The sequence below is a fragment of the Maribacter sp. UBA3344 genome, assembly GCF_002362375.1.
In the GTDB taxonomy this organism is placed as follows: Bacteria; Bacteroidota; Bacteroidia; order Flavobacteriales; family Flavobacteriaceae; genus Maribacter; species Maribacter dokdonensis.
In genome coordinates this window covers 24,190-39,803 of record NZ_DERI01000021.1, presented here as the reverse complement: position 1 = coordinate 39,803, position 15,614 = coordinate 24,190, and the positions used below count along the sequence as shown (strand labels likewise).

At 33.1% G+C, this 15,614-nt stretch carries 11 protein-coding genes; 3 read left to right on the top strand and 8 right to left on the bottom strand.

Features of this window, described 5'->3' with window-relative positions; translation table 11 throughout:
• Nucleotides 1-21 precede the first annotated feature (21 nt).
• The 3 genes from B2Z27_RS13445 to B2Z27_RS13435 are packed head-to-tail and all read left to right on the top strand — an operon-like array spanning nucleotide 22 to nucleotide 6,903.
• A complete protein-coding gene (locus B2Z27_RS13445; protein WP_286814037.1) occupies nucleotides 22-5,070 on the top strand; it encodes a T9SS type A sorting domain-containing protein in 5,049 nt (1,682 codons plus the stop codon).
• A 2-nt stretch (nucleotides 5,071-5,072) separates the two neighbouring features.
• Nucleotides 5,073-5,756 carry a hypothetical protein gene (locus B2Z27_RS13440; RefSeq protein WP_286814036.1) on the top strand — a complete coding sequence of 228 codons (684 nt, stop codon included), beginning with the start codon at nucleotides 5,073-5,075 and terminating at the stop codon, nucleotides 5,754-5,756.
• 31 nt (nucleotides 5,757-5,787) lie between these two features.
• Nucleotides 5,788-6,903 carry a hypothetical protein gene (locus B2Z27_RS13435; protein WP_286814035.1) on the top strand — a complete coding sequence of 372 codons (1,116 nt, stop codon included), beginning with the start codon at nucleotides 5,788-5,790 and terminating at the stop codon, nucleotides 6,901-6,903.
• A gap of 6 nt (nucleotides 6,904-6,909) precedes the next feature.
• Here the strand turns inward: B2Z27_RS13435 and B2Z27_RS13430 are convergent, their stop codons facing one another.
• The 8 genes from B2Z27_RS13430 to hemH form a co-directional block, all read right to left on the bottom strand.
• Nucleotides 6,910-8,109, bottom strand: coding sequence for a CHASE2 domain-containing protein (locus B2Z27_RS13430; protein WP_286814034.1), 1,200 nt, complete (start codon nucleotides 8,107-8,109; stop codon nucleotides 6,910-6,912).
• Nucleotides 8,110-8,122: 13 nt separating this feature from the next.
• Nucleotides 8,123-8,917, bottom strand: a complete 795-nt coding sequence (locus B2Z27_RS13425; RefSeq protein ID WP_286814033.1) for a hypothetical protein — start codon at nucleotides 8,915-8,917, stop codon at nucleotides 8,123-8,125.
• Entirely contained in the window at nucleotides 8,890-10,047 is a 1,158-nt protein-coding gene (locus B2Z27_RS13420; protein WP_286814032.1) for a CHASE2 domain-containing protein, read from the bottom strand. The genes B2Z27_RS13425 and B2Z27_RS13420 overlap by 28 nt, the downstream gene beginning before the upstream one ends.
• A 79-nt stretch (nucleotides 10,048-10,126) precedes the next feature.
• Nucleotides 10,127-10,549, bottom strand: coding sequence for a hypothetical protein (locus B2Z27_RS13415; protein ID WP_286814031.1), 423 nt, complete (start codon nucleotides 10,547-10,549; stop codon nucleotides 10,127-10,129).
• A gap of 68 nt (nucleotides 10,550-10,617) precedes the next feature.
• A complete protein-coding gene (locus B2Z27_RS13410) occupies nucleotides 10,618-12,066 on the bottom strand; it encodes a C1 family peptidase (RefSeq protein ID WP_286814030.1) in 1,449 nt (482 codons plus the stop codon).
• Nucleotides 12,067-12,214: 148 nt separating this feature from the next.
• Nucleotides 12,215-13,597 (bottom strand): MATE family efflux transporter, encoded by a 1,383-nt coding sequence (locus B2Z27_RS13405; protein WP_286814029.1) that lies wholly within the window; start codon nucleotides 13,595-13,597, stop codon nucleotides 12,215-12,217.
• A 50-nt stretch (nucleotides 13,598-13,647) separates the two neighbouring features.
• The gene (locus tag B2Z27_RS13400; RefSeq protein WP_074671086.1) at nucleotides 13,648-14,421 is read right to left on the bottom strand and encodes a DUF3050 domain-containing protein; all 774 of its coding nucleotides are present in this window, start codon (nucleotides 14,419-14,421) and stop codon (nucleotides 13,648-13,650) included.
• Between the two features lie 29 nt (nucleotides 14,422-14,450).
• Nucleotides 14,451-15,494, bottom strand: a complete 1,044-nt coding sequence (gene hemH, locus B2Z27_RS13395) for a ferrochelatase (RefSeq protein ID WP_286814028.1) — start codon at nucleotides 15,492-15,494, stop codon at nucleotides 14,451-14,453.
• Nucleotides 15,495-15,614: the final 120 nt, after the last annotated feature.

Sequence of the window (15,614 nt, the reverse complement as noted above, 5' to 3'; positions counted from 1 at the left end):
TAGCATTTAAATTACAGAAAAATGAAAATGAAATTACTGTTTGCAATTTGTCTTTTATGCTTCTATTTAGGGCAAGGGCAATATGTATCCGTTGATACAGCTTTTGAGAACGAACTTATTGCGCAAGGTATAGATAGTGAAGGAGTTTCAGATGGTAGAATTCTCCTTTCAGATGCCCTTTCAACTACTTCTCTTAATCTTTCGGGAAGCGTTAATTTAGTGAATAACCCTCCAGGATTAGGGTTGCTAAATATTAATGGAATTGAATTTTTTACAAATCTTGAAATCTTAAGAATAGAAGGCAATAATATCATCGATCTTGATCTGACCCAAAATACCTTATTACGAGAATTACGGGCCTGGAACAATGATATGGAAACATTACTGATCAACGGTCTGGTTAATTTACAAACCGTAGGCCTAAACTTCAATAGTTTAACGAACGTAGATTTTTCTTCCAACAGTGCCATTCAAGAATTAGATATTACAGACAATAATCTCACCACAATATCTATGGGAAATAAGGCAAATCTTGGCAAGCTTACCCTATCTAACAACCCAAATATAAGTGCATTAAATATTTCAGGAGTTGATGGCAATCTTTTAACTTTTGATACTAGGGGAAACACTGGTCTAATCTGTATTGAGGTCAGCAGTTTGGCGAATGCAAATAGCCAGGCTGGTTGGCAAAAAGAAGCAAGCACCAATTACAGCGAGAATTGTAGCGGAGAAACCTATACAACAATACCGGACATGGCATTTGAAGGTTATTTGATAGCACAAGGCATAGATAGTCAAGGAATATTAAATGGACGAGTTTTGACATCCGATATTCAAAACGTAATAACCCTTGACATGCAGAACTTAGGCATTTCCAGTCTCTCTGGTATTGAAAATTTTACTGCTTTACAGACACTAAATGTAAATAACAATTCAATTGTATCCTTGGATATTGGCAACAACACCAATTTATTGTCATTAAGCTTAGAAAACAATAATTTAAATTCAATTGATGTAACCCAAAATATAAACATAACGAGTTTAAATGTCGCTAGAAATACCAATTTAACAGAAATCGATTTAAGTCAGAATACGGCATTAACGTTATTCTTCGGTTATTTGTCCGCATTTCAAACTTTAGATATTTCCAATAATACACAACTTGAATTTTTGGGCATGGCAGATAATAATCTAACTACCATAGATCTTTCCCAAAATACCTCCTTACGTGAAATATTTTTGGACAACAATGACTTGGAAAGTCTTGATATTTCCACTATCCCTATTAACCAATTGGAGAAACTGTTTATCTGTAACAATCCTTTAACCTGTATTCAGGTCAATGATATGACTGCTGCCAACAACAAGACCTCGGGAGATTGTCCCGATAGACCCAATGAACCTTTAGGATGGCATAAAGACAGTTCTGCTGGTTATAGTCTTAATTGTGCAGCACCTGAGGTTTTACAAATAAATGCCTATTTAGTAGACGCAGGACAATCGCCAAATTACTCTGTAGAAGAAGGCAGTTCATTTGCTATAAGATTTGAAGCATTTTCAGAAGCTTTTGCCAATAATATTTTAGAAATAGAACATGATTTAAGTGGTTCGGCTACTGAATCTGATTATTCAATAGACGGGTTTGATCCATGGGAGATCAGATTTGATTTTAACGGTGACCTTTTTGATAATATCAGATTCAATATTTTAAAAGATGCAGATGTAAATGAGAATGAGAATTTAGTGATAACACTACCAAAACCTACAGGTAATTATGAATGGGAAAATGCAAATTCTGATGGCAGTTTAACCTTTGAAATATCTCTTGAGAACATTGCGGTCATACCTATATCGGCTTCCATAAATGGTGCTGGTGCTTTACCAGATTTTTCAGTACAGGAAGGAAACGAATTTACATTAGAATTTAATGCCGTTGACACCAATCTAAATAATGATAATGTCAGGTTTAAAATGGTAACAATAGGGAGTCCAGAAGATTTTAGTATTGAAAATTATTTTGAAAATGATGGTTTTGGCAATGCCGATTTTACAATAACAAACACAGTTGAACCTGATAACGTAATTACCTTTAATACTATAGCGGACAATGCTCCAGATGAAGGCGATATTATTCAAATTAACTTAAAACTTTTAGAAAATTATGTTTGGGATAATTCTGAAACAGAATCAGACGGAAGTTTAAATTTTGAAGTTGCCATTGATGATGCTCCACTATTAGAATCTGAACCCTTTGAAATTGTATTAACCCCAAGGATTAACGGTACAGAAATAAGCAATATCACTTCCATTGAAATTAACGAGGGTCAAGAATTTTCAATTGATCTTAAGGCGCTTTCGCCGGCGACAGACAATTATGACTATTCTGTATTTTACAATATTTCTGGGAGTGATGCTGTGCCTGGTGAGGATTTTATGTTAGATGATAATCCTAAAAATTTTAATGTTCAGAGCACTGCCAATAGCGATGGGTCTTTCTCCTTTTTAATCAATTCTGATACGCAAGCAGAAGAAGATGAAACATTGATAATCAACTTTAGTCCAGACCCTTCAAATATTTATAGTTGGAATTCAAACAACTTAAATGATGACGGCAGTGTATCATTTGAGCTAACAATCAAAAATGTAGTTCCTGAAGTTTCCGATATTATCACCGTAGAATTTGACAATTCTGGGGGTTACGAAGGTTTAAGTGATATTTTCACAATAACATTAACAGATTCTCAGGGCAATCCTTGGGTCAATAATACTGGCGATAGTATTTTATTTCCAGTAACGATGGAACTATCAAGTGCTGAAGAATCAGATTTTGCTTTGTTCGATAGTACAACATTAGCCGAAACTACTATCATGATTGAAATTGATGAAGGGGAAAGCGAAGGAAGTTTAGTGTTAGATTTAAATACGGACACCGATAGTGAACGGGAATCATATGCGTTAACTATTGACAATCCTACAAGTTCTACAGAATTTAGTATTACAACAGAAACCATATTTGCCGAAATAATTGATTCCGAAGGAATCTTTTATGTCACCGCTATAGCCGATCCAGATGGCGATTTAAAGCTAATAACAGGAGACCTAGAGTTTGAATCAAACTGCTGTAGAGCCTATACTATTGAAGAAGGAAAACAACTAAGTATTCAGTTTAAGGCTGAAAAAGGAGTTCCTACAGGAATTACATATGATTTTAATGTAGGTTATAGTGGTGATGTTACGGAACAAGATTTTCAAAAAATTGATCCAGATGATGTTTTGAATGGTACAGTAAAACCAGACGACCTCCCTTTTGACAACCAATTTCAACTGCAGTTTCTTTTGGATGACAATAATAATGAAATTTCAGACTCAGGGTCAAGCCTTAGAGATTATGGTGAAAGTTTTGGATTGAGTTTTACAACTGACAACAACGCTAATTATACTATAGAAGACCCAGATGGAGATGGATTTTCAGCTTCATTCTTTCAGATTTTTATAGTTGATGTTGTACCTGTTACCATTTATAGTGAACCAAATGAACAAATTGCAACTGAAAGCCCTATAAAAAATGCAAGATTTACTGCTGAACTAGATGCACCAAATTCTACTGGTGGAGATATTAAAGTCAATTATGAGATCATTTTAAATGATGGCGATGCCATACCAGGTGAAGATTATACTATTGCAGGCTTAGATTACAATACGGGAATTGGAACTATTACCATTCCTTTCCAGGAACAGTCAGGCTCAATTACAGTTGCACCTGTAAATGATGACAAATTTGAGTCAGATGAAAATGTTACAATAAAAATATTATCAGGTGAATCTTACGGGATAAAAAACGTGAATAATCAAGCTCAAATCACCATTGAAAGTGAAGATTTGGCTGAGTACACAGCTAGTATTAGGACTGGCAATGATAACTTATCAAGAGAAGCCGATGACAATGATTTTGCAGAGGTTATAATTGAATTAAATACAATCCCTGTTACGGATATAGAAGTTGAGTTTAAAATCTCTGGCTTAACAAATGAATTGAATGTAACTGAAAATGAAGATTATTTAATCTATTTGGAAGACAAAGAAACCATAATATCACCAGAAAATAGAAAAGTTACCTTTAAAGCAAATTTAGATAAAACCAAAAGTATATTTATCAAGGCACTTGAAGACAATATTGATGAAAATAATGAAAGTCTTTACCTCCAGCTAGATTCAGGTGTTAATTACAATCCTATAGGTCAAGAAGATGCAGAAGTAATTTTAATAAGCTCTACATCAGACGCGACAACGTTTGACCCTAGAACTATAACAGTACTAGCAAAAAACCCTCGATGTCCCGGTAGCGATCAAAAAGGTTCAATTGAAATTAGTAACGCCTCTTTTTTCGTATTCGATGTTTCCATTAACGGCTTAGATAATATCAACTATAATGAGACCAAAAAAATCGACAGAAATGATTCAGAAAATTTCAAATTAATATTCGAAAATCTATCTATAGGCAAATATGAAATCTCATTGAGTTTTAATCAAAATTTAAATACAACCATACCCGCAAATACTTTACCACCTACCTATATTATTGAAGTAGCTGAATTACAAGGGATAGCTGTTGAAGAACAAGGTGTCAACCTTAAAACAAAAGTTGGCAATTTCATTGTTTCGGGAAGTACTAAATACAATGTTAAGCTTAATGGAACCAATTACCAATTTGAGTTTAACGACATTAAAGAAAATAATTTAGATATAACTCTAGAGGAAGGGTTGAATACGATTTCCATTTCAGGTGAAACTTTATGCCTTGGTACTATTGAAAAAAAGGTATTGTTAAACGATTTCACCATTTATCCAAATCCCACATATAATTCAATAAATATCTTAAATAAAGATTTTACAGGAGCCTATCAGGTAGAAATTTTTGACATGCATGGGCGTTTGGTTTACACCAATACTAATAACAATGAATCTAACATTATAAACCTAGATGTTTCTAGCGTCCAAAAAGGAATGTACTTCTGTAGAATGATTTCTGAGAACAAGAGCAAAATTGAATTCAAATTTTTAAAAAAATGAAAATGAAAAAGTTGATAATAGGTTTAATAGCTCTCTGCTGCTTTGTTCATTACAGCTGTTCCGGTGAATTTGAAGCATCAAAATTTGCCATAATTCTTGAATACCCAGAACCAAATTCTAAATGTGAGGAGGGCGTGCCAAATGATAATACTATTACCATCCCTTTTTCTTGGAAGCCCCAAGGTGAACTAACTTCCTTTACCTTGTTATTAAATGATATTGAAATAGATATAACCGATTTTGAAACAAATCAAGATGGTTTTTATGAATTTAAATATGATGTAAATTATAATGAAGCCTACGAATGGCAAATTACAAGTACACAAGCTTCAAGTGATAAAAGAAATTTTAGAACACCTATAGCCGAAGAGAATAATAATAATGTACCATTAGCTGTATTTTTTAACGCTCCGGAATTTTTTCCCGGAACTAATTCAATGGATGTAAAATTTGAATGGCAAGGTGGAGACTTGGACAATGATGGAAATCTTAAATATGATGTTTATTGGAGTCCAGAAGAAAATATAAGTCCAACTAATAATTCGGGAATGTCAACTGATTTGACCAGTACTACCGTAACTTTTACCATTCTTAATTTTGATCCAAATAAAGATTATTATTTATTGGTAGTATCTAAAGACGGTGAAAATTCGGCATCTAGTATTCTTAAGTTCAGTCAATTTTAAAAAAGCAGTGATCGATAGAAATAAGTCTATATTGAAACAAGTAATTATTTTAATAGCATTTATTTATAATGTCATCACTTATGCTCAAGCTCAAACCAAAGAACTTTTTTTTTTAAACAATGAACCGATAACCCTTAAACTTCAATACCCTAACAAACAGGTAAAAAAACAAACAGATAAAAACAATGCCGTCTACACAGATTTAATATACAAAACCGACACAAGTTGGGACACCATACCGGTATATTTAAATGCACGAGGAAATTTTAGAAGGGCAAATTGTTATTTTCCGCCTTTGAAAATGAACATCAAAAAATCATCTTCAAACAACACCCCATTTAAAGGTCATAAAAAACTTAAAATAGTATTACCGTGCTTATTGCAGAATAGAGGTAATGACGATGTATTAAAGGAATATTTAGCGTATAAAATTTATGAGTTACTTTCTAATACTCATTTTAGAACTCGCTTAGCGTCTATTGAATATGTAGATACAAGAGGCGAGAAATCTGAAATACATCCATTAGCTTCATTTATACCAAAAGAACTTCAGAATTCTAATTTGTATGAAAACGAAGAGGCTTATGCAGCAAAAAAACCAAAAACATATCACTTAAAGGCGATACTAATAGAAGATGATAAGGTTGTTGCAAAAAGACACGGCGCCCAAGTATTAAAACGTTTTGTTCACCCATTAAATCAAGCTGAAATAGCTTCAATTACAAATGCTTTTTTTCAGTTTATGATCGGCAACACAGATTTCTCCACAGCGTACCAACACAACCAAAAATTACTTTTTAAAGAAGGCAAAACAATTCCGTTACCTTATGATTTTGACATGTCCGGCTTAGTGAACGCCAGCTATGCCGTAGTGTCCAACGTTCAAAATACTACATTAGATATAGCTAATGTGCAACAACGTGCTTACAGAGGCTTTAAAAGGGACGAAAAATTATTTCAAGAAGTACGTCAATTATTTCTAGACAAACGCTCAGAAATAGATAACCTTATAGAAAGCCTTAAAATACATTTTGAAGACAAAAAAAGTCATGAAAAAGCTAAAGAATACATCAAAAGCTTTTATACCATATTAGAAAACGATTCCAAATTTACATCTCAAATTGTAAATGTAGCGAGATTAAAATAAAATGAATTACTTCAAATAAGACTTAAATTTCAATTTGGTATTCATCCACCTCACAAGATGTTTATAAAACTTTATAAAACCGGCACTAAATACGGTTACCGCAATGATAGGAGCAGATTTTATGACTATTCCTTTCTTAAACAAAACCAACGTAAACCATACTAGTAAAATAGCAAAAACAAACAACACCGCTTTTCTTGCGGTTCTATAACTAATTTTTAATCGTCTGGTTAGCCATATAAAATAAATACTTGCTAAAAGGCTAAAGAAAAACATCAGAAAAAATATCCAACCATTACCTACTTCAAACATAAAACTGTTGTTCAATATCATGGCTATTATGTTGGCATGTATTACCAAACCATACATGTCTGGTATACTTTTACCGGAAGTAATTTCATTCAATGGAGTAAAATGTTTATCCTCAACATCAAAAACATTACCAGTTGGGGTACCTAAATAACCAACAAGAACTATTTTATTTTCTACTATGCTTTTATCCTTTAAAAGCATAAATTCATCAATTGAAAAACATAGGAATTTCTCTAGATTTCCCTTATAATTAATTACACTACTATTTATTAGTTTCTTGTCAATGTTTAAATTTTTCCATTTATGGTTATTCAAATACTTCTTGGCAATTTGTAAAGAGAATGATTTATAGATTTTGTTGTGCTGCTTTATTTCGCTGTCAAACTTTCTAATTACCGAATTTTGATTATTAAAATTAAAATTCACAAATCCAATATCATTACTTCCACTGAAAAAAGAATGATTCGAAATAAATTCTTCTTTATCAATCACGAAAGAATTTACAACCCTTTTATTATCCAGATAGCTAGCCAGTAAACTATCTTCGGCCGTCTTTCTGAACTCCTTTAAAACTACATCAAATCCAACTACTTTAGGCTTTGCTTTCAATACTTCCTTTAACATTAGACCAATTTCATTTCTGGTCTTATGCTCTATGTTGATCAATAAAATATTAGGTTCAATGTTGGGATCAGCATTTAAACGTTCAGAATAATACACATCTAAAAAACTAAAATCTTGTAAGGCTTTAGTTAAAGGGTTAAAAAAGGTAATATTCAAAAACAAAAGAGACAACAAATAGCAAACAACTAAAGATAGTATCGTATTTATCAACCCATCACGGAATAATACCCACTTCCCTAATTTCTTTTTCTTCTTTTTATTTTTTGCCATTTATATATCAATATCAGTTTTCACAAAATTTATAGTCCAAACAAATAGCTGTTTTTATATCCTCATCAGAAAAACCTAATAACTTTAAAGCTATGGTCAGGGTTTCCATTTTCTCTTTTAATACAAGGTATTCGGCTTTATCCAACAATTCAAAACTATTAAACTTAACTTCTTTAAAATTAGGATATGGTTCTTTAGTAACCGCCCATTTATATTTATGCCCATTTTCTAAAATCAAATGATCTCTATATAAATGAATTTCATTACCAGTAAGACCTATTTTAAAGATATGCTTGGTTAACTGATCTTCTAAATGGAAAAATACTTTAGTGCTATCGGTATTATTCTTCCACTTAAATGTTATCTCCGGGAGATAATATTTTACACTATCAATAGGGGATAATAGCTTTATGTTGCGGTCTTCCCTGTACACAACGCCTGGTCTTTGTCTTGTTTTTTGTTGGTTGGTAAACTGTTTCCAAACATAGGAAAAGTACTTTTTTGTAAAAGAATCTATATTTTCTTTTTTTCTATATTCTACTATTGAACTGTATTCATACTCCTTAGGTTCTTTTAGCTCAAATAATTCACCTAATTCATCAACTAAATAAACGGTGTCTTTTTTGTGTAGTTTTAACACATCAGAATCATCAAAAACACTACCCCTTAAAACCGGATCGTTTATGTTAAAAACAGGTCTTCCCATTTTTTTAAAAACAAAATAATTCTTTTGGGCAAAACCGTAGTTAAAGCCCAAAACAAATAGAATAAAACAACCTACTAATCGTGAAAAAAATAACCTTGCCATTTAAATCTTTTATATAAATAATGTGCCAATTTTCTATAATACCCTATTAAACCCATACTAAATACCACAACCGCAGTTATAGTGGTTATTTTAAATAAAATTCCATTTTTAAAAAAATATAATGATAGCCAAACAAAGAAAATTGTAAACAGAAGTTGAACCAAATTCAACCTCAATACATAGCTGGCTAACTGCTTCTTTCCTAAATAAATAAAGTATGCTAATGAAAAAAATGTCAATACTATGGTTAGTAATCCCAAAACCCAATTTGGTACTACTTTAATATAATTACCATCTATTAGCATTTGAACAATATTTGCATGTATGACCAAACCAAATGTGTCTGGAGGAGATTTACCTACAAACTTGGGATTCATTGGAGTATAATGTTTATCCTCAATATCATATTTGTATGCCATCTCATTTCCTAAATACCCTACCAAAACAATTTTGTCCTTTATAAAAGGAATTGCTTCTTTTCCAAGAAGATCCCTACTTTCCAATATTAAAAACTCATCCCTTCTTCCTGTGTATTGAATAGGAATTTCTTTTTCAAGAAAAATTTCGTTATTACAATACCAACTATCTCCCATATAGTTTTTCGCTATCATAACAGGGAAGGAAGTCAAAGTTTTATTTTCTAATTTCCGAACACCTTGAAAATTTCTAATAACTATTGTCTCTTTGTTAAAGTTAAAGTTTGCATACCCTTTATTATCATCAATTTTATGAAGTGTACTATCTGTGTTTACTTCATTTGACCCAATAATAGAATAGGCAAATACCAAAGATTCATCCTTTAACTTACCCGCTAAATAATTATCCCATATAGGATCCTTTTTATCCTTAAAAATGATATCAATACCAATGATTTTTGGTTGAAACTGTTGTAATTTATCTAAAACCTCGGCAATCTCTTTTCTGTTTAATCTATCTATATTAACTAGAATAATATCCTGGTTTATATGAAAATCATTATCATCTAATTTTTCCGCATGATACAGATCTAAATAACTAAAATCCTTAAAAGCGTTTTTAAAAGGACTAAAGAAACTAAGATTAAGACCTATCAACAATACAACACCTAGAATTAGGAAAGAAAAAAGCATACAGAAAAAAGCTTCTTTCATTAACAAAAAACTTATTCCACCACGTAAATTCCGTATTACAGACTTTATCAAATTGTAAGGATTAGATGTTTGTTTCGATTTACATGTTGCTTAAGAACAAAGAAAATTCTTTTGTTACGACCACCATTTTTTGCCCTTCTAAATTGATGAAACCAACATTTTTAAATTCTTTGTCAATTAACAAATTCAATCGACCATTATTACTTTTTAATAAAACCTGGTGCGTAGGCTCAAAGTCTTTTGTCTTTGTGACTGCCGTCCAATTATAAGAAGTATCATTTAATAATTGTTTTATTAAATCATCTCTTTTAGAATTGGTTAGTGTATCTTGAATAATTAATTTATTTGAATACTCATTTGTAGTGCCTTCTAATAAATGCTTCTTAATCTTAAACCTTATCACTTCTTGTACACTAGATAAAATTTCATAATTCTTCTCTCCTAAAAATGCCAAAACATACTTATCCTCTATTATTTCTTTTTGTACCGGACTTTTCTTCACAGTATTCTGGCAATTACAGGATATAATTGCTAACAGTGTTAAAAGTAGAATTCGGAGCTTCAACATAGTTAGGATCTTTTTATGTCCAATATCATCATTGCCATTGAACCTTTATCAAATTCGGCCTTAAAACCCATATTTTCTTCATTAAGCTCTATATTCTCTTTATCAATTAGTTCATCATCAAAAATAACATAGAGTTTATCCATTAGTTCCCCATCCATCGTCTCCAATTGTCTTTTAATATCCGGTAAGTCAATTTTTTCCAAAGAAAAAATAACAATCGTAAAATCTGATTCAACTTCTTTATTTAAACGAAAAAATTGTCTCTTACCTGATTTCGCCAAGGGTGGTATAATTACCTCTTCTTTATCAGAATTTATATAAGAGCTAATTGAGTCGTTTTGAGGGAAAAGCAATGAACCCTCATTGTCAGAATCCCAACCTAAAACATATACATATGCCGGCTGATCAATTTTTGTATTAATCCTATAACGGGTATTTGTAGGGTAGCTTAGTTTAGTTGCATAATCGCCAATACTTTCTTCATCTTCTTCAACCACTACATCTTGAAAACCAAACACTGAACCTTCATATGTTCCTTTTCCTTTGGTTATTTCCATAGGACTGCCATCTTGTAAAAATAACTCCAATTCCCCTGCTAACATTTTTTTCTCTTCAGGTTTTGAAAGAAATGGTATCATTTCAAAAGCGTACCGCGTATAATTTGGAAAATCCCTATATCTAATCCACATATAACCATTGTTACCCCAAGAAGGCCCCCAACTATTTATCACTTCAAACGACCCACCGTACTTGTCATCATCAAAACCTACAACACACATAGCGTGACCACCGTCCGAACCTAAATTATCAGGTTCGAATACTGTTTTTGCACTATAAAATGATTCTTCTACTTTAAAACCAATTACTACGGGATTCCCATTTATTAAAGAACGTTTTACATTATCTACTTTTTCTTCAGCGGGTTCATCAGATCCAAATAACCTAGCGAAATCTTTTATTTTATGTTCTTCTGCCAACTTTAAAAGATCATTAGATATTTCTGTTTCGCACATCACATTAAAATCTTTATAATAAGGCACGCCCTTATTTACCATGGTTTCCATTGCTTTCCCAATAAAAGCACCACCTTGGCAATTGTAATCACCCTCAACATTTGCATTTAAATACGTAAAAACAGGAGAAAAAGCATTTTTGTTTATTTCTACCGTATCTAGTTCATTATTTAATCTTGATTCAATAATTGTTCTACCATAATAAGCACTTGCCCAACCCACACAAGTACCATAACCGCCTTGATTCTTTATGGTTGGTGCAAATTGTTTGATGGATGCGTTTGTAGTTTCCGTAACTACATCTTGAAAAGCCACATTTTGTGCCTTAATGGGAGTTTTCATATAAGCTTCATCATCGAAAAGTAAACCTGTTCTCGGTTTATCTTGACCTATTGCAACAAAGCCAACTAATAGCGCAATAAAAATAAGTGTTCTCATATCATAAATGTAAATGTGTTCAATCAACAATTTAACATTTTATATGCAAACCTAACATACCTAATACTAGGTATTTACAACAGAAGCGATCCTTAAGTTCAAAAACAAACAAAATACCTTAGAAATTTATCTTTTAAAATCAATTTCTCTATCGGTGTATCAATGTTTCATTAACCTCTTTCCTTAAAAAATACCCCGTAACAATGGTTGCAAGTACATCTGCAATGGGGAAGGAAATCCAAACACCTAGTTCGCCTAGAAAATTTGGTAGGACCAGTATTAAGGGAATAAAGAAGAACCCTTGTCGACATAAGGTCAATAACAATGCCGGCACAGCTTTACCTATGGCTTGAAAGTATGCCGCACCAATAAGCTGTAAGGCAATAATGGGTGTAGCGGCAAATACCCATCGCATGGCAGAAGGGGTATTCTCCAAAACAAATGCATTGGTTGCCAATTCCAATTCGCTCATATTTGGTTTATGGCTTAAAAAGAGTCCGGCTATTTCAGCAGGAAAAATCATGAGTCCGGCGAAAACGATTGTTGCCAATATTGCCGCATATTTTATAGCTGTGTATATAGATTCTTTTACCCTATCATACTTTTCAGCACCATAATTAAACCCTGCAATAGGCAAAAAGCCTTGTGTAACACCGAATACCGGAAAAAGGGCGAACATTAACATTCTACCAATAATTGCATATACCGCTACCATTGCCTCACCTCCCAAATCAAAAAGAATATTATTCATCAATAGATAAATTACGCTCACTACAGCCTGTCGAGAAAGGGTCACCATCCCAAGTGTGCTTATTTCCTTGATTATTGAAAACTTGATGCGTACATATTTTGGACTCAGTTTTAATTCTGAATTATGGGACAGAAAGAAATAAACGATGTATAGAAAACATAGCAAGTAACTTATGGTTGTGGCCCAAGCGGCCCCTTCCATACCGTAATCCATCACGTTAATAAGCAAATAATCCAAAATCAAATTCCCAATTGACGGAATTATCATGGCGATCATGGCAAATTTGGGTTTGCCTTCCGATCGGATCACATTGTTGCCCATCATATTAAGACCCAAGAAAGGGACACCATACAGTACAATAACATAATAGATTTTAGCCAACTCAAAAATAGAGCCCTTACCGCCAAATGCAGGGATTAGGGTATCTACAAAAGTAAGCCCTACGGCAACCATTGTTATGGTGATCAAAATGGTAAATGAAATTTGATTGCCAAAAGTGCGTAATGCCTTCTCTTTATTTCCTGCACCTAAGGCTCTTGAAATAATACTGGCACCGCCAATACCAATGGCCATACCTAAAGCTCCTATAAAAAAAGAAATGGGTAAAACTACGTTTATAGCTGCAATAGCAATGGACCCTATCCAATTACCAACGAAGATAGAATCTACTAGAACATTGAGTGACATTACCAAAATACCGATACTGGCAGGCAATGCTTGTTTTATAAGCAAACTAGATATTGATTCCGTTCCTAATTGTTCTGCGGAAACGTTTGCCATTGCATTGAGTTTTAACTTTTAATTTTTCATTCTAAGAAGAAATAATGGCGCTACACTACTGATGCTTGGTTCTTAACAATTGAATCTGCTATATGATCCCACAAATTAATGCGCTCTTTTAATGCCTTTTCAGAACATTCCAATACTTCGTGCCATTTGGCTTCATTATCACCACACAATTCTTGAATCATTTTTAATGAAAGCGGACCGTGTTCATCCCCATCCAATTCTATATGTCTTCTTAAGTAGTATTCTAATTTAGGGTATGCATTATCACCAGCCTGATCTACAATTTTCAAGAACATATCAGGTATTAAATCTTCCCTACCAAAAGTAAATGCAGCTGCAATTTTATGTGGTTCTTGCGTTTGTATCGTTTTAAAAGTAAATGACAAAAATGATTGTACGGCATCATTTAAATTGGCATTACCAATTGTTGCTAAAACCGTATCAAGCGAATCAATTTTACTTAGGAAATCAGTTATTTTACTAGTATCCGCACCTACTTCTACCATAGCATCCAAGTACATTTCATAGTGACTTTTTAATGCTCCCAATTCGTTTACGTCTGTTTCTTCTTCCAAAACAATCTCATTAATAAACCGAGCGGTATTTGTATTCTTTACCGGTTTCCACGGTAATGTTGTGCAGGTAAGGTTAATTTGTAACGCTTTCAAGAGCGACATAAAATCCCATACGGCATATACATGGCTTTCCATGAATATTTGGATATCCTCAACAGACTTTAATTTGTTATAAAGGACATGATTTCTTAATTGCTCTCTTAAAGGCTCTAATATAATTTCTATTTCTTCGATTTTCATAGCGGTGATTTTCTTAGAGTTATTAAAATTTATGTGCTTGGAGCAACATCTAACTTATTGGTCTCTTCCCAATCATTGACCCATTTGGCCATGACCTTTACCCAAGCATCATTATCGTTCATACAAGGTATATGTTTGTAGTCCGCTCCACCAGCTTCTAAAAACTGTTCTTTGCCTTCCATGGCAATTTCTTCCAAAGTTTCAAGACAATCGCTCACGAAAGCGGGAGTAATAACAGCTAATTTCTTCTTGCCTTCTTTCGCCAATCGTTCAAACTCATAATCGGTATAAGGCTTTAGCCATGGGTCACCCGCCAAACGCGACTGAAAAGAAGTACTCACTTGTTCATCTTGTAACCCTAAATATTCCTTGACCATTTTGGTTGTGTCATAAACTTGGTGTCTATAACAGGTATTATGAGCTACGGAATTAACATTACAACATGTACCATCTATTTTACAGTGAAAACTGGTTGGATCGTTCTTACGGATATGGCGTTCTGGAATACCGTGGTAAGAGAATAAAACGTGGTCGTAATCAAAGCCTTCCAGCCCGTCTTTAATACTTTCCGATAACACTTTGATAAACTCCGGATGTTTATAGAAAGCAGGCAAGGTAGTTATTTTCATTCCAGGAAATGAAGCTTCTTGCTCTTCAAGTACCTTTACCACTACCGTTTCAAAACTAGACATGGCATAATGAGGGTAAAGTGGTACTAAAAGCACATCATCCACACCTTTATCCTTTAATTCTTGCATGGCGTTTTTAATGGTCATGGTGCCATAGCGCATACCCAAGGCAACTGGCATTTTGGTCTCTGTCTTTAATTTATTGGTAAATCGTTCAGAGATTACTATTAAAGGAGAACCTTCTTCCCACCAAATTTTAGCATAGGCCTCAGCAGATTTTTTTGGTCTGGTCTGTAAAATAATTCCCCTTACCAAAATTGTTCTTAGCCATTTGGGCGCATCTATAACGCGCTCATCCATTAAAAATTCATCTAAATAAGGCTTAACATCTTTTGGGGTAGGACTATCAGGCGAACCTAAATTAACCAATAAAACTCCTTTCATAGCGTATGTGTTTATTTTTCAAATGCAAAAATAACACTTGAACATAGATGATATTTTAATTTTTGACAATAGTTTTTCTATACTTCCATAAAGCAAACTAATAACAGGCCAATAAATTTT

What these genes read in the sequence shown, in the direction of transcription:
- B2Z27_RS13445 (WP_286814037.1), top strand. Translation starts at nt 22, where the DNA reads ATGAAAATGAAATTACTGTTTGCAATTTGTCTTTTATGCTTCTATTTA.
- B2Z27_RS13440 (WP_286814036.1), top strand. Translation starts at nt 5,073, where the DNA reads ATGAAAAAGTTGATAATAGGTTTAATAGCTCTCTGCTGCTTTGTTCAT.
- B2Z27_RS13430 (WP_286814034.1), bottom strand. Translation starts at nt 8,109, where the DNA reads ATGGCAAAAAATAAAAAGAAGAAAAAGAAATTAGGGAAGTGGGTATTA.
- B2Z27_RS13425 (WP_286814033.1), bottom strand. Translation starts at nt 8,917, where the DNA reads ATGGCAAGGTTATTTTTTTCACGATTAGTAGGTTGTTTTATTCTATTT.
- B2Z27_RS13420 (WP_286814032.1), bottom strand. Translation starts at nt 10,047, where the DNA reads ATGAAAGAAGCTTTTTTCTGTATGCTTTTTTCTTTCCTAATTCTAGGT.
- B2Z27_RS13410 (WP_286814030.1), bottom strand. Translation starts at nt 12,066, where the DNA reads ATGAGAACACTTATTTTTATTGCGCTATTAGTTGGCTTTGTTGCAATA.
- B2Z27_RS13405 (WP_286814029.1), bottom strand. Translation starts at nt 13,597, where the DNA reads ATGGCAAACGTTTCCGCAGAACAATTAGGAACGGAATCAATATCTAGT.
- B2Z27_RS13400 (WP_074671086.1), bottom strand. Translation starts at nt 14,421, where the DNA reads ATGAAAATCGAAGAAATAGAAATTATATTAGAGCCTTTAAGAGAGCAA.
- hemH (WP_286814028.1), bottom strand. Translation starts at nt 15,494, where the DNA reads ATGAAAGGAGTTTTATTGGTTAATTTAGGTTCGCCTGATAGTCCTACC.